This window comes from Micromonospora sp. CMU55-4 (genome assembly GCF_011602315.1).
Classification (GTDB): domain Bacteria; phylum Actinomycetota; class Actinomycetes; order Mycobacteriales; family Micromonosporaceae; genus Micromonospora; species Micromonospora chalcea.
In genome coordinates, this window is sequence record NZ_JAAOLH010000005.1 from 1 (window position 1) to 20207 (window position 20207).

At 73.6% G+C, this 20207-nt stretch carries 20 protein-coding genes; 13 read left to right on the top strand and 7 right to left on the bottom strand.

Annotation, left to right across the window (positions count from 1 at the left end; all coding sequences use genetic code 11):
• Positions 1–428: 428 nt before the first annotated feature.
• Positions 429–1712 (bottom strand): tyrosine--tRNA ligase, encoded by a 1284-nt coding sequence (gene tyrS, locus HA073_RS10850; protein ID WP_166456428.1) that lies wholly within the window; start codon positions 1710–1712, stop codon positions 429–431.
• Positions 1713–1813: 101 nt separating this feature from the next.
• Here tyrS and HA073_RS10855 point away from each other — a divergent pair, with 101 nt between their 5' ends.
• The 4 genes from HA073_RS10855 (at position 1814) to HA073_RS10870 (ending at position 4182) form a co-directional block, all read left to right on the top strand.
• A complete protein-coding gene (locus HA073_RS10855; protein ID WP_043324903.1) occupies positions 1814–2203 on the top strand; it encodes a PaaI family thioesterase in 390 nt (129 codons plus the stop codon).
• Positions 2204–2274: 71 nt separating this feature from the next.
• Positions 2275–3501: an NRAMP family divalent metal transporter gene (locus HA073_RS10860; protein WP_043324904.1), complete on the top strand. Its 1227-nt coding sequence runs from the start codon at positions 2275–2277 to the stop codon at positions 3499–3501.
• Positions 3498–3878 carry a hypothetical protein gene (locus HA073_RS10865; RefSeq protein WP_043324905.1) on the top strand — a complete coding sequence of 127 codons (381 nt, stop codon included), beginning with the start codon at positions 3498–3500 and terminating at the stop codon, positions 3876–3878. Before HA073_RS10860 ends, HA073_RS10865 begins: the two co-directional genes overlap by 4 nt.
• Positions 3865–4182: a hypothetical protein gene (locus HA073_RS10870; protein ID WP_064448481.1), complete on the top strand. Its 318-nt coding sequence runs from the start codon at positions 3865–3867 to the stop codon at positions 4180–4182. The genes HA073_RS10865 and HA073_RS10870 overlap by 14 nt, the downstream gene beginning before the upstream one ends.
• Before the next feature lie 25 nt (positions 4183–4207).
• Here the strand turns inward: HA073_RS10870 and HA073_RS10875 are convergent, their stop codons facing one another.
• The 3 genes from HA073_RS10875 to HA073_RS10885 all read right to left on the bottom strand — a co-directional run bounded on the left by HA073_RS10875 (position 4208) and on the right by HA073_RS10885 (position 6848).
• A complete protein-coding gene (locus HA073_RS10875; RefSeq protein WP_043324907.1) occupies positions 4208–5563 on the bottom strand; it encodes a hemolysin family protein in 1356 nt (451 codons plus the stop codon).
• 145 nt (positions 5564–5708) lie between these two features.
• Complete coding sequence (locus HA073_RS10880) at positions 5709–6335, bottom strand: YgjV family protein (RefSeq protein ID WP_113973124.1); 627 nt, start codon at positions 6333–6335, stop codon at positions 5709–5711.
• Positions 6336–6344: 9 nt separating this feature from the next.
• Positions 6345–6848 (bottom strand): GNAT family N-acetyltransferase, encoded by a 504-nt coding sequence (locus tag HA073_RS10885; RefSeq protein ID WP_113973125.1) that lies wholly within the window; start codon positions 6846–6848, stop codon positions 6345–6347.
• 133 nt (positions 6849–6981) lie between these two features.
• Here HA073_RS10885 and ppdK point away from each other — a divergent pair, with 133 nt between their 5' ends.
• The 5 genes from ppdK to pflA all read left to right on the top strand — a co-directional run bounded on the left by ppdK (position 6982) and on the right by pflA (position 14382).
• Positions 6982–9642, top strand: coding sequence for a pyruvate, phosphate dikinase (gene ppdK / locus HA073_RS10890; RefSeq protein WP_166456311.1), 2661 nt, complete (start codon positions 6982–6984; stop codon positions 9640–9642).
• 12 nt (positions 9643–9654) lie between these two features.
• Positions 9655–10110: a hypothetical protein gene (locus tag HA073_RS10895; protein WP_166456312.1), complete on the top strand. Its 456-nt coding sequence runs from the start codon at positions 9655–9657 to the stop codon at positions 10108–10110.
• 170 nt (positions 10111–10280) lie between these two features.
• Positions 10281–11291 carry an alcohol dehydrogenase AdhP gene (adhP, locus tag HA073_RS10900; protein ID WP_166456313.1) on the top strand — a complete coding sequence of 337 codons (1011 nt, stop codon included), beginning with the start codon at positions 10281–10283 and terminating at the stop codon, positions 11289–11291.
• Positions 11292–11356: 65 nt separating this feature from the next.
• The gene (pflB, locus tag HA073_RS10905) at positions 11357–13600 is read left to right on the top strand and encodes a formate C-acetyltransferase (RefSeq protein WP_166456314.1); all 2244 of its coding nucleotides are present in this window, start codon (positions 11357–11359) and stop codon (positions 13598–13600) included.
• Entirely contained in the window at positions 13597–14382 is a 786-nt protein-coding gene (gene pflA, locus HA073_RS10910) for a pyruvate formate-lyase-activating protein (RefSeq protein WP_051611069.1), read from the top strand. Before pflB ends, pflA begins: the two co-directional genes overlap by 4 nt.
• A 12-nt stretch (positions 14383–14394) precedes the next feature.
• Here the strand turns inward: pflA and HA073_RS10915 are convergent, their stop codons facing one another.
• Positions 14395–14865, bottom strand: a complete 471-nt coding sequence (locus HA073_RS10915; RefSeq protein WP_043324912.1) for a cyclic nucleotide-binding domain-containing protein — start codon at positions 14863–14865, stop codon at positions 14395–14397.
• A 159-nt stretch (positions 14866–15024) separates the two neighbouring features.
• On the opposite strand from HA073_RS10915, the gene HA073_RS10920 reads away from it, so the two are divergent.
• Both HA073_RS10920 and HA073_RS10925 read left to right on the top strand, forming a co-directional pair.
• The gene (locus HA073_RS10920) at positions 15025–15933 is read left to right on the top strand and encodes a universal stress protein (RefSeq protein ID WP_043324913.1); all 909 of its coding nucleotides are present in this window, start codon (positions 15025–15027) and stop codon (positions 15931–15933) included.
• Positions 15934–16004: 71 nt separating this feature from the next.
• Positions 16005–16889 (top strand): universal stress protein, encoded by an 885-nt coding sequence (locus HA073_RS10925; protein ID WP_069087693.1) that lies wholly within the window; start codon positions 16005–16007, stop codon positions 16887–16889.
• Between the two features lie 187 nt (positions 16890–17076).
• Here the strand turns inward: HA073_RS10925 and HA073_RS10930 are convergent, their stop codons facing one another.
• Both HA073_RS10930 and HA073_RS10935 read right to left on the bottom strand, forming a co-directional pair.
• Positions 17077–17703 carry a CE1759 family FMN reductase gene (locus HA073_RS10930; protein ID WP_166456315.1) on the bottom strand — a complete coding sequence of 209 codons (627 nt, stop codon included), beginning with the start codon at positions 17701–17703 and terminating at the stop codon, positions 17077–17079.
• The gene (locus HA073_RS10935; RefSeq protein ID WP_043324916.1) at positions 17700–18800 is read right to left on the bottom strand and encodes an LLM class flavin-dependent oxidoreductase; all 1101 of its coding nucleotides are present in this window, start codon (positions 18798–18800) and stop codon (positions 17700–17702) included. Before HA073_RS10935 ends, HA073_RS10930 begins: the two co-directional genes overlap by 4 nt.
• A gap of 139 nt (positions 18801–18939) precedes the next feature.
• On the opposite strand from HA073_RS10935, the gene HA073_RS10940 reads away from it, so the two are divergent.
• Positions 18940–19578 (top strand): DNA-3-methyladenine glycosylase, encoded by a 639-nt coding sequence (locus HA073_RS10940; RefSeq protein WP_043324917.1) that lies wholly within the window; start codon positions 18940–18942, stop codon positions 19576–19578.
• Between the two features lie 155 nt (positions 19579–19733).
• Positions 19734–20159, top strand: coding sequence for a hypothetical protein (locus HA073_RS10945; protein WP_036343457.1), 426 nt, complete (start codon positions 19734–19736; stop codon positions 20157–20159).
• The last annotated feature ends 48 nt before the right edge of the window (positions 20160–20207 follow it).

Sequence of the window (20207 nt, forward strand, 5' to 3'; positions counted from 1 at the left end):
TGCTTGGGGCATTTCGTTCAACCACCCGCCGCTCTCGCGCCGGGCACTTTTACTACGTTACCCGGTGGTTTCTGCCGTGTCAAACCGGTGTCAACCAGTTTGTCGTGCATCACCCTTTTACCGGGCACCCCGATTCAACCGACTTCCGTCGGTCGTTCCGAGGAATTCGGCAGGCCGGCCGCCCGCGGTTTCCCGCTGGCTCGTCCGTTTCCCTGCCGGCCGATAACCTTACCCGGTCGGTTCCGCCTCGCCAAATCCGCCTCCCGGCGAATCCGGGGCACCACCCGGTTCTCAGGTCCTGCGCTCCGGCCTTCCAGGTCTTTCGCCCTGTTTCGTCCGTTCCGCGCTGGCAGAGAGAAAGTTACGCGCCCAGCGGAGTGATCGTCAAATCCGCTGGGCGCGTCCCGCGTCACATTGTCGACAACGGACTATCCGCGCAGCTCGACACCGGCGAACGAGCGCTTGCCCCGGCGCAGCACGAGGTACCGGCCGTGCAGCAGGTCGTCCGCCGACACGGTGGCGTCGACCTCGGAGATCCGGGTGTTGTTGACGTACGCGCCACCCTCGGCGATCACCCGGCGGGCCTCCTTCATGCTCGGCACCAGGCCGGACTCCTTGAGCAGGCCGGCGACGTCCGGCAGCTCGTCGAGGCGCACCAGGCCGGCCTCGGTCAGCGCGGCGCGCAGCGTCTCCGGGGCCAGCTCGTCGAGCGAGCCCCGCCCGAACAGCGCCTGGCTCGCCGCGACCGCCTGGGCCGTCTCCCGCTCGCCGTGCACCAGCGTGGTCAGCTCCTCGGCGAGCGCCCGCTGGGCCAGGCGCGCCTGCGGGCGTTCCGCGGTCGCCTTCTCCAGCTCCTCCAGCTCCTCACGGGAGCGGAAGCTGAAGTACCGCAGGTAGCGGCTGACGTCCCGGTCGTCGGCGTTGACCCAGAACTGGTAGAACGCGTACGGGCTGGTCATCTGCGGGTCGAGCCAGATCGCGCCGGACTCGCTCTTGCCGAACTTGGTGCCGTCGGACTTCGTCACCAGCGGGGTGGTGAACGCCTGCACCGGCCCGGCGCCGCGCCGGCGAACGTAGTCCACCCCTGCGGTGATGTTGCCCCACTGGTCGGAGCCGCCGTACTGGAGCTGGCAGCCGTGCCGGCGGTGCAGCTCGAAGAAGTCGTTGGCCTGCAGCAGCTGGTAGCTGAACTCGGTGAAGCTGATGCCCGTCTCCAGGCGCGCCCTGACCACCTCACGGGCGAGCATCTTGTTCACCGGGAAGTGCTTGCCGACGTCGCGGAGGAACTCCACCACCGACATCTCGCCGGTCCAGTCCAGGTTGTTGACCAGTTGCGCCGCGTTCTCCCCGGTGTACGTGACGAACGGCGAGAGTTGCTCGCGGATGCGCTCCACCCAGCCGGCGACCACGTCGGGCGAGTTGAGCGTCCGCTCGGCGCTCTCCTTCGGGTCACCGATCTGGCCGGTGGCGCCGCCGACCAGCAGCAGCGGACGGTGCCCGGCGAGCTGGAGCCGGCGCGCGGTGAGGACCTGCATGAGGTGGCCGACGTGCAGGCTCGGGGCGGTCGGGTCGAAGCCCACATAGAACGTGGCCTGCCCGGCTCCGAGCAGGTCGCGCAGCTCGTCGAGGCCGGTCGAGTCCTGGATCAGGCCCCGCCACAGCAGGTCGTCGGTCAGGGAGTCCCGCCCCTGCGGGAGGTTGCTGTCGGTCACGGTCACCGATTCTCCCCCATTCCCGGACCCGGGCCGTACCGGGTTTGCCGAGGTGCGGCCGACTAGGCTGGCGGCGCCGTCGAACGCGAGGAGGAACCGCGGTGGACATGCCGAACCTGACCGGTGGCTTCGTGGCCCTGCTGGGCCTGACGTTCGACGAGGTCAGCGGGGACCGGGTGGTGATCCGGTGGAAGGTGCGCCCGGAGCTGCACCAGCCGTACGGGATCCAGCACGGTGGCGTCTACTGCTCGGTGGTCGAGACGGCGGCCAGCATCGGCGGCGCGCTCTGGCTGGGCGACAAGGGCAACGTGGTCGGGGTGTCGAACCAGACCGACTTCCTGCGCGCGGTGCGCGACGGCGAGCTGACCGCCGTCGGCACGCCCGTGCACCGGGGCCGCAGCCAGCAGCTCTGGCTCGTGGAGATCACCGACGCGGACGGCCGGCTGGTGGCCCGCGGCCAGGTGCGCCTGCAAAACCTGACCGCCTCCTGACGCATTCGCCCGAAACCGGGCACTGACGCCGATATCGTCGCCTCGGTGAGATCGTCCGCTCCCGAACCGACGTGAGGAAGCTGTTCGCCGCCACGCTCGGCGTGCTGTCGGCCGTCGGCGGCTTCGTCGACATCGGTGACCTGGTGGCGGCCAGTCAGGCCGGCGCGCTGTTCGGCATGGCCCACACCTGGGTGCTGCTGGCCGGCGTGGTCGGCATCTGCGCGTACGCGGAAATGGCCGGCCGGATCGCGGCGGTGAGCGGGCGGGCGGTCTTCGACCTGGTCCGGGAGCGGCTCGGGCCGCGGGTGGCGCTACTCAACCTGGTCGCGTCGTGGCTGGTCACTGTGGTCACGCTCGCCGCGGAGCTGGGCGGGGTGGCGCTGGCGCTGCAACTGGCCACCCGGGTGAGTCACCTGTTCTGGGTGCCGCTCGCCGCGCTGGCCGTCTGGCTGGTGCTGTGGCGGCTGCGCTTCGAGCTGATGGAACGGATCTTCGGCCTCGCCGGGCTGGCGCTGCTGGTGTTCGCGGTCGCGCTGGTGGCGCTGCCGACCGACTGGCCGGAACTCGGGCAGGGCGCGTGGCAGATCAGCGCGGCCGGGCACGGCTGGCCGCTGTACTGGTTCGTGGCGGTGGCACTGTTCGCCTCGACGGTGAGCCCGTACGAGGTGTTCTTCTTCTCCTCCGGCGGCGTCGAGGAGCGCTGGAGCGCGGCGGACCTGGCGCGGGCCCGGTCGAACGTGCTGATCGGCTTTCCGGTGGGTGGGTTCCTGGCGTTGTCGCTGGTGGCCGTGGCGACGGTGGCCTACCACCCGTCCGGGGTGTCGCTCAGTACGCTCGACGAGGTGGCGCGGCCGGTGGCCACGGCGCTCGGTGGGGCCGGCCTGGCCACCGCCGTGCTGGCGTTCTTCGCGGTGACGTTCGGCGCGGCGCTGGAGACGGGCCTGTCGGCGGCGTACGCGGCGGCGCAGTACTTCGGCTGGCAGTGGGGCAAGCGGGTCCGCCCCCGGGAGGCGGCCCGGTTCCACAGCGTCCTGCTGGTCGGTCTGCTGCTCGGCGTGGTGATGCTGATGACGACCGTGGACCCGGTGCGGCTGACCGAGTACATGCTGGTGCTGAGCGCTGTGGTCCTGCCGCTGACGTACCTGCCGATCCTGGTGGTCGCGAACGACAGGGGGTACCTCGGCGACCGGGTCAACGGGCGCTGGATGAACCTGCTCGGCGCGGTGTTCCTGCTGCTCATCGTCGCGGCGTCGGTGGCCGCGATCCCACTGGCGATCATGACGGGGATGGGTCCATGAGGGTTCAGCTGGCCAAGCGGCTGCTCGACCGGCAGATCGTCGACGTGGACGGGCGGCTGGTCGGGCGGGTCGACGACATCGCGTTCGCCGTCGACGACGAGGGTTTCCCGTACGTGGACAGCCTGCTCACCGGGCAGGGGGCGCTCGGGGAGCGGATCGGCGGGCGGGTCGGTCGGCTGCTGGTGGCGGTGGCGGACCGGTTCACCGACGACCCGCCGGTGCCGCCGTTGCGCGTACCGCTGTCGCAGGTCGCCCACGTGGACAGCGCGGTGCGGCTGCGCTGCCGGGCGGCGGACCTGCCGCCGTCGCCGGTGGAGGCGTGGCTGCGCCGGCACCTGATCGAGCACATTCCCGGGTCCGGCCGTGCGAGCGGGTGAGCTGCTCGGCCGTACCGCCTACGACCTGCACGGGCGGCGGCTGGGCCGGGTGGTGGACGTGGTGGTGCGCGGCGGGTGGCCGCCGGACCGGCTGCGGATCACCGACGTGATCGTCGCCGGGCACTGGTGGACCCGGGTGATCAGCCGCCTGATCGGCCCGGAGCTGCACCCGTCCGGGCCGTGGCTGCTGCGGATGGTGGCCCGGCTGGTCGGGCGGAGCACCCGTCAGCTGCCCGCCGACGCGGTGCAGCTGCTTCCGCCGGTGCCCGGCTTCCCGTTCGGCCCGCCGACCGGACGCCGCTGAGGCCCGAGTTGCCGGACGCCGTCCGTCAGCGGCGCGCTTCGTCGAGTTCCGGGGCGTCGGCCGGCTCGCCGGCGTCGTCCGCGGCGTCGTCGTCCGGGGAGTCGTCGCCGCGGCCGCGCCGGCGGACCCGCACCTCGGTGATGGCCCGCTGGTCGACGTCGGCCACCGCCAGCTCCCAGCCGTCGACGGTGACCTGCTCCCCCGCCACCGTCGGAATGTGCCCGAGGCAGATCAGCACCAGCCCGGCGACGGTGGTGTAGTCGCCCGCCGGCCGGTTCGGCAGCTCCACGCCCAGGTCGGTCAGGTCGTGCACCGGGAACGTGCCGGGCAGCACCAGCGTGCCGTCCGGCTCGGTGCGCACGGAACGCAGGTCGCGGTCGGTCTCGTCGTAGATCTCGCCGACGATCTCCTCGAGGATGTCCTCCAGCGTGACGATCCCGTCGACCGCGCCGCGCTCGTCGACCACGAGCGCGATGTGCTGGCGTTCGGCCTTGAACTGGCGCAGCGCGTCGACCACCGGCAGCGAGTCGGGCAGCAGCATGGGCGGGCGGGCGATCTCGTCGACCGGCCGGTCGTCGGAGACGCCGACCAGGTCACGCAGGTGGATGACGCCGACCGCGTCGTCCAGGCCGCCGTGGCGGACCACCGGCGCCCGGGAGTGGCCGGTCGCCGCCAGGACCAGCCGCGCGGCCTCGGCGGTGGTGCCGCTGTCGAGCGTGAAGACCTGCAACCGGGGTACGAGCACAGCCCGCAACTGCCGGTCCGCGATCTCCACCGCACCGGCGATGATCGTCCGCTGTTCCTTGGTGAAGCCGTGGTTGCCGGCCACGATGTCGCGCAGCTCGTCCGGGCCGATCTCGTCCGGCTCGGCCTTCGGGTCCAGGCCGAACAGGCGTACCACCAGGTCGGTGGTGGCGCCCAGCAGCCAGACGGCGGGCCGGGTGATGCTGGAGAGCAGGTCCAGCGGGCGGGCCACCAGCAGCGCCCACCGCTCGGCCGACTGCATCGCGATCCGCTTCGGGGCCAGCTCGCCGAAGACCAGCGTGACGAACGTGAGCACCAGCGTCACCGCGACGATGGCGACGGTCTCGGCGGCGTTGCCGAACACGCTGAGCAGCGGCACCAGCGGCCGGGCCAGCGAGACCGCCGCGGCGGCGGACGCGAGGAACCCGGCGAGCGTGATGCCGATCTGGATCGTGGCCAGGAACCGGTTCGGATCCTTCGCCAGGCGGGCCAGTGTCCGTCCGCCCCGGCCGCTGCGCTCCAGCCGCTGCACCTGGCTGTCCCGCAGGGACACCAGGGCCATCTCGCTGCCGGCGAACGCCGCGTTGAGGATCACCAGCACACCGACCAGGGCCAGCTGGCTCCAGTAGCTCTGCACGACCGGTTATCTCCCTCGACCCGATCCGGGCCGGCCGACGGCCGACCCACCGGCCGGCAGATCCGGTCGGCGTGGCCCCTCTGTGCCCCGCGGGCCCGCCGCTGAATCATGACCGGCCCCGGTGTCACCCGCCGGGGGCCGGGGCTCAGGCCGGTACGGGCAGGTCGAGCACGTACGCGCCGCCCTCGGGCCGGAATCCGAGCCGGTGGTAGTAGGGGGCGACCATGCCGGGCGGGCTGACCACGCGGCGGAAGCCCCGGTCGGTGAACAGCCGGCTGCGCCGGTAGACGAACTCGCCCGGGGTGAAGTCCCGGAACGGCGGGGTCACGTAGTCCAGGTCGATCTGGGCCACGCCGCCCGGTTCGGCGTGCGAGAGCATCACGCCGACCACCTCGTCGGCGCGTACCACCAGGAACGCCGAGCGGTCGTCGGCGTCGGCGTCCCAGCGGAAGCCCGGGTTGAAGCGGGCGATGTCGGCGGCGTGCACCCGCAGCGTGTGCGCCAGGAAGGCGTCGCCGGTGCCCACCTCGACCACCTGGTAGGTCTGCTCGTCGTGCCGGGTGGCCAGCAGCTTGCGCAGGTACCAGACGTTGATCACGGCGAGCACCACGTTCAGCCCCACCATCGGCCAGACCTGCACGGCGGCGTTGTAGCCGATCAGGATGAGGCAGCCGACCAGGTTGAGCGCGCGCAGCCGCAGGATCCGGGTCTGCAGCAGGGACCAGACCAGCAGCGCGGAGCCGGCCCAGCCGACGAGTTCCAGCCAGTTCACCCGGGGAGACTAGCGGTCTGCCTGGTCAGGCCCCTCGGCGGGCAGCTCCAGCACGTACTCCTCGACCTCGGCGCCGCGCGCCGGGGCGTACCCGGAGTCCTCGCCGACCACGACGAAGCCGCACTTGCGCAGCACCGCGAGCGAGGCGGCGTTGTCCTTCGCGGCGCGGGCGTGCAGCGGCCGGTGCGGCACCTCGCGCAGCAGCGCGCGCAGCGCCGCGGTGGCGTGGCCGCGCCCCCAGTACGCCGCGTCGATCCAGTAGCTGACCTCGGTCTGCTCGCCGACCGGGAACGCCGCCACCCGCCCGACCAGCCGGCCGTCGACGGTGACCGCGCGGTTCACGATGCGCGCGTCGGCGCGGATGCGCGCCCAGTGCGCCTCGAACGCGGCCCGGTCGGACGGGTCCTTCGGGCCGAACGCGGCCATCCAGTTCGCCTGCGGGTCCTGCTCGTGGGCGAAGAAGGCGGGCAGGTCGTCGTCGCGCACCGGGCGGAGCAGCACCTCGTTTGTCACGGCCGGAACGATACGGGCCCCCTCCGACACGGTCGGGACCTCCGGCCCGGTGTGTGTCCCGTCCGGCCCTGCCGCACGGCCGGCCGGCCCGGTTACCAAGGAGGTGCAACGACGCAGTCGAGGAGGCCGGACCATGTCGAAGTACGTCTACGACTTCATCGAGGGTGACCGCAGCCAGGCCGACCTGCTCGGCGGCAAGGGCGCCAACCTCGCCGAGATGACCCGGCTCGGGTTGCCGGTGCCGCCCGGGTTCACCGTCACCACCGACGCGTGCCGGGCGTACCTGGCCACCGGGGCGCCGCCGGCCGGGCTGTACGAGGAGATAAACGCGCACCTGCGGGAGGTGGAGGCGCGGCTGGACCGGTGGCTGGGTGACCCGCGTGACCCGCTGCTGCTGGCGGTGCGCTCCGGCGGGCGGTACTCGATGCCGGGGATGATGGAGACGATCCTCGACATCGGGCTCAACGACACCACGGTGGCGGGGCTGGCCGCCCGCACCGGCGACGAGCGGTTCGCGTGGGACTCGTACCGGCGGCTGATCCAGATGTTCGGCCGCACCGTGCACGGCATTCCGGGCGACGAGTTCGAGCACGAGCTGGCCGCGCTGCGGGCCACCGCCGGGCCGGGCGGGCCGGGCGCCGGGCAGCTACGCGACCTGGTCGACACGTACAAGAAGATCTTCGCCCGGCACGTCGGGCACGACTTCCCGCAGGCCCCGCACGAGCAGCTGTTCCTGGCCGTGCGCGCGGTGTTCGAGTCCTGGCACTCGGAGCGGGCCCGGATCTACCGGCGGCAGGAGCGCATCCCGGACGACCTGGGCACCGCCGTCAACGTGATGGCGATGGTGTTCGGCAACCTCGGCCCGGACTCCGGCACCGGGGTGGCGTTCACCCGCGACCCGGCCACCGGCGCACCCGGCGTGTACGGCGACTACCTGAGCGACGCGCAGGGCGAGGACGTGGTGGCGGGCATCCGCAACACGGTGCCGCTGACCGAGCTGGCGAACCTCGACCCGGTGAGCTTCCACCGGCTGCGGGAGATCATGGCGACGCTGGAGCGGCACTACCGCGACCTGTGCGACGTCGAGTTCACCATCGAACGCGGGAAGCTGTGGATGCTCCAGACCCGGGTCGGCAAGCGCACCGCGGCGGCGGCGTTCGTGATCGCCGCGCAGCTGGCCGAGGAAGGGCTGATCACGGCCGACGAGGCGCTCACCCGGGTCACCGGCGCGCAGCTCGCCCAGCTGATGTTCCCGGCCTTCGACGTCGCCGGCGCGCCCGAGCCGCTCGCCGTCGGCGTCGGCGCCTCCCCCGGCGCCGCGGTCGGGCGGGTGGTCTTCGACTCGGCCGCCGCGGCGGCGTCCACCGGGCCGGTGATCCTGGTCCGGCCGGAGACCAACCCGGACGACCTGCCCGGCATGATCGCCGCGGTCGGGGTGCTCACCTCGCGCGGTGGGAAGACGTCGCACGCCGCCGTGGTGGCCCGCGGCATGGGCCGGACCTGCGTCTGCGGGGCCGACGCGCTGACCATCGACGTGGAGCGCGGCGAGTTCACGGTGGGCGAGCAGGTGGTGCGCGCCGGCGAGGTGATCTCGATCGACGGCACCAGCGGGCGGATCTGGCGCGGCGAGGTGCCGGTGCAGCCGTCCCCGGTGGCCCGGTACCTGACCGGTGAGCTGCGCCCGGAGGCCGACCCGCTGGTCGCCGCCGTGCACCGGCTGCTCGGGCACGCCGACGCGGTGCGCACGCTCGGCGTCCACGCCAACGCCGACACCCCGGACGACGCGCGGCGCGCCCGCGAGCTGGGCGCCGAAGGGATCGGGCTGTGCCGCACCGAGCACATGTTCCTCGGCGAGCGCCGGGAACTGGTCGAGCGGCTGATCCTGGCCGACGGCCCGGCCGAGGTCGGCGCGGCGCTGGACGAGCTGCTGCCGTTGCAGCGGGCCGACTTCGTCGGGCTGCTCACCGCGATGGACGGGCTGCCGGTCACGGTCCGGCTGCTCGACCCGCCGCTGCACGAGTTCCTGCCTCCGCTGGCCGAGCTGACCGCCCGGGTGGCGGGCGCGCAGGCGCGCGGCGAGGAACCGGGCCACGACGGCGTGCTGCTGGCGGCGGTTCGGCGGATGCACGAGACGAACCCGATGCTGGGGCTGCGCGGCGTGCGGCTCGGGCTGGTGGTGCCGGGTCTGTTCGCGATGCAGGTGCGGGCGCTGGCCGAGGCGGCCGCGCAGCGGGTCCGGGCCGGCGGTGACCCGCGCCCGGAGATCATGGTGCCGCTGGTCGGGGACGTGCGGGAACTCGCCGCGGTGGCGGACGAGGCACGGCGGGTGCTGGCCGAGGTGCCGGGCGCGCCGGAGATCCCGATCGGCACCATGGTCGAGACGCCCCGGGCGGCGCTGACCGCCGGGGACATCGGCGCCGAGGCGCGCTTCTTCTCCTTCGGCACCAACGACCTGACGCAGATGACCTGGGCGTTCTCCCGCGACGACGTGGAGGGGGCGTTCTTCTCCACGTACCTCGAACGGGGGATCTTCCCGGTGTCGCCGTTCGAGAGCATCGACGCCACCGGCGTGGGGCGGCTGGTCCGCCTCGCCGTAGCCGAGGGGCGGGCGGCCCGGCCGGACCTGACCGTCGGGGTGTGCGGCGAGCACGGCGGCGACCCGGACTCGATCGGGTTCTTCGCCGCGGCCGGGCTCGACTACGTCTCCTGCTCGCCGTACCGGGTGCCGGTGGCGCGGCTGGCCGCCGGCCGGGCCGCCGTCGAGGCCCGTACCGAGAAGTCCGACTCCCGCTAGGAGGGCAGCGTCATGACCGCCATCTTCAACCCGACCGGTCCGGCGGTGGCGCCGGTCCCCCGCCCGGCGCCACCGCAGGCCGCGCCTCCGCCCGCGACGCCCACCCCCACCCCGGCCGGGCCGGTCGGCCCGGTGCTGGAGCTGCCCGGGGACGCCGCGCTGGTGCCGGTGCACCGCGACGGCCGCCCGGTCGGCGTGTTCGTCGCGGCCGGCGGCCGGGTCCGCTACCGGCGCGTGGTCGAACCCGACCAGCTCGTCGCCGCGGCCACCGGCGCGTTCGCGGTGGCCGCGCTCACCGCCGCCGTGGCGGTGTGGTCGCGGCGCCGTCCGCCGTCGGTCGGCACCGTCACCATGGGGCCGGGCGGCTGGGTCAGCCTGCGCGGCCTGCCGGCGCCCCGGCTGCGCCCGGACGACCGGCCATGGTGGGCGCGCGTGCTGCGGGCCCGCCGCCTGGTCGTCGACAGCTGACCACCCAGGGGTACGGCCGCCGGTACGTCACCGGCGGCCGTACCGCCGTTCTCCCGTCGGCCCTCGGCAGAGGGGCCGTTGGTCCCGGGTCACCGCGGTCCTGCGCCCCTGCCCGGCGGCGCCCGGACCGACGACGCTGAGGGTGAGAACGAGACCGAGGGAGGCCCCCGATGCGCGCCAGTGTCGTCACCGCGTTCGACCGTCCGATGGAGATCACCGAGCGTCCCGTGCCGGAGGTCGGCCCGGGCGAGATCCTGGTCCGTATCGAGGCCAGCGGACTCTGCCACACCGACATCCACGCCGCCCGCGGCGAGTGGCCGGTGAAGCCCACCCCGCCGTTCGTACCCGGTCACGAGGGCGTCGGCCTGGTCGAGCAGGTCGGTCCCGGCGTCACCGAGCACGCCGTCGGCGACCGGGTCGCGCTGCCCTGGCTCGGCTGGGCCTGCGGCACCTGCGCGTACTGCGTGACCGGCTGGGAGACGCTGTGCGAGTCGCAGCGCAACACCGGTTACAGCATCGACGGCGCGCACGCCGAGTACGCGGTGGCGTCGGCCCGCTACGCGGTCCGCGTGCCCGACGGCGTGGACCCGTTCGAGGCCGCGCCGCTGACCTGCGCGGGCGTCACCACGTACAAGGCCGTGAAGGTCGCCGGGGTACGGCCGGGCGAGCGGGTCGCGATCTTCGGCATCGGCGGTCTGGGTCACCTCGCCCAGCAGTACGCGCAGATCTTCGGCGCCGAGACGGTCGCGGTGGACGTGACCGCCGAGAAGCTGGAGCTGGCCACGTCGCTGGGCGCCGCGCACACTGTCGACGCCGCCACCACCGACCCGGTCGAGCGGATCACCGCGCTGGGCGGCGTGGACGTGGCGATCGTGCTGGCCGCCAGCCCCCGGGTGATCGAGCAGGCGCACCGCTCGCTGCGCCGCGGCGGCCGTCTGGTGCTGGTGTCGCTGCCCGCCGACAACGCGATCACCCTGCCCGTCTTCGAGACGGTGCTCAAGGGCATCACGGTGCTCGGCTCGATCGTCGGCACCCGCGCCGACCTGGCCGAGGTCTTCGCGCTGCACGCCGCCGGCCGCACCCGGGTCGTCTACGAGACCCGCAAGCTGGACGACATCAACGACGCGGTGGACGACGTCCTCGCCGGCCGGGTCGCCGCCCGGCTCGTGCTCCAGCCCTGAGCCCCGCCCCGGTCCCCGCACCCGCGGGGACCGGGCCACCGCCGACGCTCCGGAGAGGGACCGACATGACCGCCACCGAACCCCTGGCCCCCTGGCGCGGATTCCACGCCGGCGCGTGGCAGGAGACAGTCGACGTGGCCGACTTCGTCCGCCACAACCACGAGCCGTACACCGGGGACGCCTCGTTCCTGACCGGGCCGACGCCGCGCACGCTGGCGGTGTGGGACCGGCTGCGGGACATGTTCCCGGAGGAGCGGCGCCGCGGCGTGTACGACGTCGACGCGGCCACCCCGTCGACGATCACCTCGCACGCCCCCGGGTACATCGACCGGGAGCGGGAGCTGATCGTCGGGTTGCAGACCGACGCGCCGCTGCGGCGGGCGATCATGCCGGCCGGCGGGCTGCGGATGGTGGAGACGGCGCTGCGCGCGTACGGGCGTGAGCCGGACCCGCGCGTACACGAGATCTTCACCCGGTACCGCCGCACGCACAACGACGCGGTGTTCGACGCGTACCCGGAGACCGTGCTCGCGGCCCGGCGCTCGCACGTCATCACCGGCCTGCCCGACGCGTACGGACGCGGGCGGATCATCGGCGACTACCGCCGGGTCGCGCTGTACGGGGTGGACCGGCTGATCGAGGAGCGCCGCGCGCTCAAGGCGGCGCTGGACGACCGGCGCAGCACCGACGACGTGATCCGCGACCGGGAGGAACTGGCCGAGCAGATCCGCGCGCTCGGCGAGCTGAAGGAGATGGCCGCCTCGTACGGCTTCGACATCTCCCGCCCGGCCGTCACCGGCGCGCAGGCGATCCAGTGGCTCTACTTCGCCTACCTGGCCGCCACGAAGGAGCAGAACGGCGCCGCCATGTCGCTCGGCCGCACCGCCGGGTTCCTCGACGCCTACCTGCGGCGGGACATCGCCGAGGGGCGGCTGGACGAGAGCGGCGCGCAGGAGCTGATCGACGACTTCGTGATCAAGCTGCGGATCATCCGCTTCCTGCGCACCCCCGAGTACGACCAGCTCTTCTCCGGCGACCCGACCTGGGTCACCGAGTCGCTCGGCGGGATGGGCGCGGACGGCCGGCCGCTGGTCACCCGCACCACGTTCCGCTACCTGCAGACGCTGTACAACCTCGGCCCGGCGCCGGAGCCGAACCTGACGGTGCTCTGGTCGCCGCGGCTGCCCGAGGGGTTCAAGCGGTTCTGCGCCCAGGTGTCGCTGGACACCAGCGCCATCCAGTACGAGAACGACGAGCTGATCCGCCCGGCGTACGACGACGACACCGCGATCGCCTGCTGCGTGTCGGCCATGCGGGTCGGCCGGGACATGCAGTTCTTCGGCGCCCGGGCGAACCTGGCGAAGGCGCTGCTGTACGCGATCAACGGCGGCCGCGACGAGCTGTCCGGGGCGCAGGTCGCCCCGCCGGCCGCGCCGGTCGGCGGCGAGACGCTCGACTACGACGAGGTGCTGGCCGCGTACGACCGCACGCTGGACTGGCTGGCGCAGACGTACGTGGACGCGCTGAACGTGATCCACCACCAGCACGACAGGTACGCCTACGAGCGGCTGGAGATGGCGCTGCACGACCACCCGGTGCGCCGGTTCATGGCCACCGGAATCGCCGGCCTGTCGGTCGCCGTGGACAGCCTGTCGGCCATCCGGTACGGCCGGGTCAAGGTGCTGCGTGACGAGTCCGGGCTGGCGGTCGACTACGCGGTCGAGGGCGAGTTCCCGACGTACGGCAACGACGACGACCGGGCCGACGAGATCGCGGTGTGGCTGGTCGAGACGTTCGCGGAGAAGCTGCGCCGGCAGCGCACGTACCGCGACGCGGAGCTGACCATGTCGGTGCTCACCATCACCTCGAACGTGGTGTACGGCAAGCACACCGGCAACACGCCGGACGGGCGGCGCGCCGGTGAGCCGTTCGCGCCGGGGGCGAACCCGATGAACGGGCGGGACACGCACGGCCTGGTCGCGTCCGCGCTGTCGGTGGCGAAGCTGCCGTACGACGCGGCCCGCGACGGCATCTCGCTGACCGGCACCGTCACGCCGGACGGCCTGGGCCACACCCGCGACGAGCGGATCGCGAACCTGGCCGGGGTGCTCGACGGCTACGCCGACGCCGGCGGGTTCCACCTCAACGTCAACGTGCTGGACCGCGCCACGCTGCTGGACGCGATGGCGCACCCGGAGCGGTACCCGCAGCTCACCGTCCGGGTCTCCGGGTACGCGGTGAACTTCGTGCGGCTCACGCCGGAGCAGCAGCGCGACGTGGTGTCGCGGACCTTCCACGGGTCGCTGTGAACGGCCGCCCGCCCGCGCCGCCGCAGGTGACTGCGGCGGCGCCGGGGTGCGTCACCGGCGCTGTGCACTCCTGGGACACCTCGGTCGGGGTGGACGGGCCGGGCACCCGGTTCGTGGTCTTCCTGGCCGGTTGCCCGCTGCGCTGCCGCTACTGCCACAGCCCGGACACCTGGTACGGCCGCAGCGGCCGCCGCCGCAGCGTGGACGAGATGGTCGCGCTCGCCGGCCGGTACCGCCGGTTCATCCAGGTGGCCGGGGGCGGCGTCACTGTGAGCGGCGGGGAGCCGCTGCTGCAACCGGCGTTCACCCGGGAGCTGCTGCGGCGCTGTCACGTCGACCTGGGCCTGCACACCGCGCTGGACACCTCCGGCTTCCTCGGCGTCCGCGCCGACGACACGCTTCTGGACGCCACCGACCTGGTGCTGCTCGACGTGAAGGCGGGCAACCCGCAGACGTACCGCCGGGTCACCGGCACCGGCCGGCTCGCGCCGACGTTGCGGTTCGCGCAACGGCTGGCCGACCGGGGTACGCCGATGTGGATCCGGTACGTGCTGGTGCCCGGCCTGACCGACGCGGTCGACGAGGTGGAGCGGGTGGCCGACATCGCGGCCGGGCTGGCCACGCTGCAGCGCGTGGAGGTGCTGCCGTTCCACCGGCTCGGTGCGCACAAGTACGCCGAGCTGGGGCTGACGTTCCCGCTGGCGGACACCGAGCCGCCGGACGCCGACCTGCTGACCCGGGTACGCGGTCAGTTCGCCGCCCGAGGTCTCACCGTCACCTGACCGCGCGCCGGTTCAGCTGGCTGCGGCCGTCGGGTAGCCGTAGAGGTCCAGCAGCCGGACCCGGGACGCCTGGAGGCGGTCCACCACCACGCTCATGAACCGGCTGGTGAGCTGGCGGCCGAGCGTGTCGTCGGACTCCATCAGCCGGCGTACCCCGTCGGCGTCGAGTTCGACGGCGGTGCTGCGCTGGGTGGCGACCGCGCCGAACTGCCAGCGGTACGGCGGGAACAGCCAGGACCAGCCGAGCACGCCGCCCGGGCCGATCGTCTCGATGCCCACGTCGCCGCGGCCCGGCACCGGGAAGTCGAGCGCCACCTGGCCGCCGCGGACGAGCCAGAACCGGTCGGCCGGCGCGCCGGCGCGGAACAGCCGGTGCCCGGGGTGCCAGACCACCGGGCGGGCGTACCCGGTGAGCCGGGGCAGCCACTCGTCGGGCAGCCCGGCCAGGAAGGGGTGGACGCGGAGCATCTCCAGCGGGGTCATCGCGCCTCCAGGATCGACAGGAGGGAGCACTGGTTCCCATTCCACCTCGCGAACGGCCCCGGCCGGTAGGGGCCGATGGTCCCGGCCTTGCCGGGCGGATCGACTCTGCCCAGGTGGGAGCCGTCGGCGCAGGCTGAGGGGGAACCGAAGGAGGACGTCATGACCGACAGGACCGGTGCCCCCGTCGTGGTGGGCGTGGACGGCTCCCCGTCCGCGCTGGACGCGGTACGGCTGGCCGCACGAGAGGCGGTGCTGCGGCACCGGCCGCTGCGGGTGGTGAACGCCTTCCTGTGGCCGCTGGTCGGCACGCCGCTGGGCATGGTCGCCCCGGTGCTGCCCGACATCGAGCTGCGCCAGGAGGCCGAGAAGCTGGTCGAGGAGGCGGTGGACGAGGCCCGCAAGGTCGACGCGGAGCTGGCGGTGACCGGCGCGGTGGTCGACGGCGGGCCGGTCGCGGTGCTGCTGCGGGAGAGCCGCGACGCCGCGCTGCTCGTGCTGGGCCACCGTGGCCTGGGCGGCTTCGCCGAACTCCTGGTCGGCTCGGCGGCGGTGCAGCTCTCCGCCCGCGCGGACTGCCCGGTTCTCGTCGCCCGGGGCGAGGCCCGCGCCGACGGCCCGGTGGTGGTCGGCGTGGACGGCTCCGCGCTGTCCGACGAGGCGGTCGGGTTCGCGTTCGCCGAGGCCGCGGCGCGCGACGCCGAGCTGGTGGTGGTGCACACCTGGCTGTACCCGCAGCCGGTGAGCTACCGCGAGGCGTTCGGCGACGTCCTGCCGCTGGCGTACGAGCCGGAGCAGTTGCGCGCCGACGAGCAGCGGGTGCTGGCCGAGGCGGTCGCCGGCTGGACCGAGCGCTACCCGGAGGTCACGGTACGGCCGAAGCTGGTCGCCGCCGCCACGCCGGCCCGGGTGCTGGTCGAGGAGTCCGTCGGGGCGCAGCTGACGGTGGTCGGCGCGCACGGGCGGGGTAGCCTCGGCTCGCTGCTGCTCGGCTCGGTCAGCCACGCCGTGCTGCACCACTGCCACAGCCCGCTGGCCGTCGTCCGGCACCGCGGGGGCCGGGAACGCTGACCCCGGTTCGGCGGTCCCGGCGCCGCCGGGACCGCCACAATGGCCTGAGCCGACCGGAGGGAACAGACCTGATGAACCGACCCGTCGTGGTGGGAGTGGACGGATCGCCGTCCAGCCTGGCCGCCGCCGACCTGGCTGCCGCGACCGCCGTGGCACGTTCCCGGCCGCTGGTGCTGGTGCACGGATACCTGCACCCGCTCGGCTACGGCGTGCCGCTCAACCCGTACGACCTGGGGGTGCCGGCGCCCACCGCGGAGGCGGAGAAGATGCTCGAGTCGGTCGCCGCCGACCTGACCGAGCGGCACCCGGGCCTGCGGGTGCAGGTGCGCCAGGTGGCCGGCGGTCCCGGCGCGACGATGGTCGAGGAGTCCCGCCGCGCCGAGCTGGTCGTGGTGGGCAGCCGGGGCGTGGGCGGATTCGCCGGCCTGCTGCTCGGCTCGGTCAGCGGGCAGCTCGCGCAGCACGGGCACTGCCCGGTGCTGATCGTCCGCCCGGAAGAGCAGCCGATTCCGGTGGACGGGCCGGTGCTGGTCGGCGTGGACGGCTCCGACTCGGCCGCGTACGCGATCGAGCTGGCTGCCGACGAGGCCGAGCGGCGCGACGCGGAGCTGGTGCTGATGCACGTCCGGTCGCCGGAACGCGGCGCGGTGGCGCCCGAGGTCGCGGCGGAGGCGTCCACCGCCGAGCGGGCCGAGGCGGCGGGACTGCTGGCCGAGGCAGCGGAGCGGGTCCGGTCGGCGCATCCGGGCCTGCGGGTGACGGAGCGGTCCGTCACCTCCCCCTCGCCGGAGACCGCGCTTGTCGAGGCCAGCGGCGAGGCGGCGCTCGTGGTGGTCGGCTCCCGGGGCCGGGGCGGCTTCGTCGGGCTGCTGCTCGGCTCGGTCAGCCAGGCAATGGTGCAGCACTCCCACTGCCCGGTGCTCGTCGCCCACCGGCCCGAGCCGGCCGACGACTGAGCCGCCTCGCGGGCGGCGGCCCCGCGCCGGCCCTGTCCGCCGGGCCGCCCGGCGCGAGAGATGTCTTCCGAGCGATATGCCTGAGAGGCATAAATATGCCTCTCAGTCATATCGAGTTTCCGGCGTGGTTTCGCCGGGACGGTAACGCTCGGTAGCGGTCGCCTCCGCGCCGCACCGCCCCCCGGCGTCAGGCCGGGTCGCGGCCGGCGAGCAGGTCGGCGAAGTCGGTGGTGAGCGCGAACGGGTCGGCCGGGCCGGTCGCGGGCGGGCGGCGGTCCACCTGCTCGGCCAGCTCGGCGGCGGCCCGGCGGATCCGGGACCGCAGCGCGCTGTCCCCGTCGTCACCGGCCCAGTCCTCCGGCGCGGCGAACACCGCAGTGGGCAGTGTCGCCGCCCGCAGGTACGTGAACATCGGCCGGACCGCGTGCTCCAGCGCGAGGGAGTGCCGGGCGGTGCCGCCGGTCGCCCCGATGAGCACCGGCTTGCCCGCGAGCGTGTCCCGGTCGATCACGTCGAAGAACGACTTGAACAGCCCGTTGTAGGACGCGTTGAAGATCGGCGTCACCGCGATCAGCGCGTCGGCGGCCGCCACGGCGTCGAGTGTCTGCCGCAGCGCGGCCGGCGCGAAGCCGGTGAGCAGGTGGTTCACCACGTCGTGGGCGTGCTCGCGCAGCTCCACGGTGTGCAGCTCCACGGTCGCGCCGCGGCCGGCCAGCTCGTCGCGGGCGGCCGCGGCGAGCTGGTCGGCGAGCAGACGAGTGGACGACGGCTGGGCGAGCCCGGCCGAGACGACCGCCAGGGTACGACGGGTCATCGCTGCTCCCCGTCGGCCGGAGCGGCGTCGCGGGCGGCCAGCAGGCCGGCGTGGGTGGGCGCCTCGGGCACGTGCGCGGGACGCAGCGAGTCGAACTCCTTGCGCAGCACCGGTACCACCTCCTCGCCCAGCAGGTCGAGCTGCTCCAGCACCGTCTTCAGCGGCAGGCCGGCGTGGTCGATCAGGAAGAGCTGCCGCTGGTAGTCGCCGACGTACTCGCGGAAGCCCAGCGTCCGGTCGATGACCTGCTGCGGGCTGCCCACCGTCAGCGGCGTCTCGCGGGTGAACTCCTCCAGCGACGGGCCGTGCCCGTAGACCGGGGCGTTGTCGAAGTAGGGGCGGAACTCGCGTACCGCGTCCTGGGAGTTGCGGCGCATGAATACCTGCCCGCCGAGGCCGACGATGGCCTGGTCGGGTGAGCCGTGGCCGTAGTGCGCGAACCGCTCCCGGTAGAGGCCGACCATCCGCTGGGTGTGCTCCTTGGGCCAGAAGATGTGGTTGGCGAAGAAGCCGTCGCCGTAGTACGCGGCCTGTTCGGCGATCTCCGGGCTGCGGATCGAGCCGTGCCAGACGAACGGCGGCACGCCGTCGAGCGGGCGCGGGGTCGAGGTGAACGCCTGCAGCGGCGTACGGAACCGGCCCTTCCAGTCGACCACGTCCTCGCGCCAGAGCCGGCGCAGCAGGTCGTAGTTCTCGATGGCCAGGGGGATGCCGTTGCGGATGTCCTGGCCGAACCACGGGTAGACGGGCCCGGTGTTGCCGCGCCCCATCATCAGGTCCACCCGGCCGTCGGCGAGGTGCTGCAGCATCGCGTAGTCCTCGGCGATCTTCACCGGGTCGTTGGTGGTGATCAGCGTGGTCGCGGTGGACAGCAGCAGCCGTTCGGTGCGCGCGGCGATCCAGCCGAGCATGGTGGTCGGCGACGACGGCACGAACGGCGGGTTGTGGTGCTCGCCGGTGGCGAAGACGTCCAGGCCGACCTCCTCGGCCTTGAGCGCGATGGCGGTCATGGCCTTGATCCGCTCACGCTCGGACGGCAGTCGCCCGTTTGTCGGGTCGGGGGTGACGTCACCGACGGTGAAGACTCCGAACTGCATGACCAGCTCCTCGCGTGGGGTCCGGACCGGTCGGCCCGGGATCGCTCCTCACAACATATTTGACGAGTCAACTATTCCGGTGGCCGCCCGCCCCGGCGTGGCCCGGATCACGCGCCTCCCACCGACTACCCTTGCCGCGATGACGTACCCCTGGCTCTCCGCGCCCGCCGCGCAGATCGCGCAGACCGCGCGGACGCTGCTCGGCTGGACCGTGTCGGCCGGCGGCGTCACCGTACGCCTCACCGAGGTGGAGGCGTACGCGGGCACCGGCGAGGACCCGGCGTCGCACGCCCACCGCGGGCCGACGCCGCGCAACCAGGTCATGTTCGGGCCCGCCGGGCACGTCTACGTGTACTTCGTGTTCGGCATGCACTGGTGCGCGAACATCGTCTGCGGGCGCGACGGCGAGGCGGCGGCGGTGCTGCTGCGCGCGGGCGAGGTGGTCGGCGGCGTCGAGACCGCCCGCGAGCGCAGGCCGCGCGCCGCCGACCGGGATCTGGCCCGCGGGCCGGCCCGGCTGGTCACCGCGCTCGGGATCGGGCGGGACGCGAACGGCACCTCGGCTATCGACGGCAGCGGCCCGCTGCTGCTGACGCCACCGGCGATCCCGGTCGACCCGGCGCACATCGTCGCCGGGCCGCGTGTCGGGGTCGCCGCCGCGCACGACCTGCCGTGGCGGTTCTGGCTGGCGGACGAGCCGAGCGTGAGCGTCTACCGGCGGCACACCCCGCGTCGCCGGCCCGCTCCGGCCGCCCCGGTGCGGAACTCGCCGGCCTGAATCGGCCGTTCCGGGCAACCCGGGACACCCCGCGGCGCGTCTGTGGTGGCATGACGCGCCGACCCTTCACCATGCGTTGAGGTCACGGTGTTTTACACGAAGGGCTTTCAACGGGGTGTTGACAACGGGCCATTCTTGGGTGTGGGATGGACGACATGGTCACCGTGGACAACGACCCGTTCACCGCTCCGGATGCTGCCCAGGCACGGGCGCACCGCAACTACGCGGCGCTGCTGCGGATCGCCGAGCGGCACGCCGGCACCAACTCCCGCCGCCGTCGCTACGCCCACCCCGACGTGCCCGACGCCTACGAGGCGGCCACGCTGGTGATGGCGCTCGCCGGGGGCGCCGAGCTGGACGAGGGTGAGGAGCCGGTCGACCAGGCCGACCTGATGGCCGCGCTGACGCTCATCCCGCACGTGCGCTCCGAGGTGGACGCACTGGAGGCCGGGCTGCTCCAGGTGGCCCGCGGCCGGGGCATGACCTGGCAGGCGATCGCCTTCGGGCTGGGGCTGGGCAGCGCCCAGGCGGCCCGGCAGCGCTACGAGCGGCTCACCGTCCGCACCGGCACCGGCGACTGACCGGCGGCGCGCACTGTCACAGCCGCGGGCGAGACTGCGCCGGACGAC

Coding starts and splice junctions, on each gene's coding strand:
- HA073_RS10865 (WP_043324905.1), top strand. CDS start 3,498: ATGAGGGTTCAGCTGGCCAAGCGGCTGCTCGACCGGCAGATCGTCGAC.
- ppdK (WP_166456311.1), top strand. CDS start 6,982: ATGTCGAAGTACGTCTACGACTTCATCGAGGGTGACCGCAGCCAGGCC.
- HA073_RS10895 (WP_166456312.1), top strand. CDS start 9,655: ATGACCGCCATCTTCAACCCGACCGGTCCGGCGGTGGCGCCGGTCCCC.
- adhP (WP_166456313.1), top strand. CDS start 10,281: ATGCGCGCCAGTGTCGTCACCGCGTTCGACCGTCCGATGGAGATCACC.
- pflB (WP_166456314.1), top strand. CDS start 11,357: ATGACCGCCACCGAACCCCTGGCCCCCTGGCGCGGATTCCACGCCGGC.
- HA073_RS10915 (WP_043324912.1), bottom strand. CDS start 14,865: ATGACCCCGCTGGAGATGCTCCGCGTCCACCCCTTCCTGGCCGGGCTG.
- HA073_RS10920 (WP_043324913.1), top strand. CDS start 15,025: ATGACCGACAGGACCGGTGCCCCCGTCGTGGTGGGCGTGGACGGCTCC.
- HA073_RS10925 (WP_069087693.1), top strand. CDS start 16,005: ATGAACCGACCCGTCGTGGTGGGAGTGGACGGATCGCCGTCCAGCCTG.
- HA073_RS10930 (WP_166456315.1), bottom strand. CDS start 17,703: ATGACCCGTCGTACCCTGGCGGTCGTCTCGGCCGGGCTCGCCCAGCCG.
- HA073_RS10935 (WP_043324916.1), bottom strand. CDS start 18,800: ATGCAGTTCGGAGTCTTCACCGTCGGTGACGTCACCCCCGACCCGACA.
- HA073_RS10940 (WP_043324917.1), top strand. CDS start 18,940: ATGACGTACCCCTGGCTCTCCGCGCCCGCCGCGCAGATCGCGCAGACC.
- HA073_RS10945 (WP_036343457.1), top strand. CDS start 19,734: ATGGTCACCGTGGACAACGACCCGTTCACCGCTCCGGATGCTGCCCAG.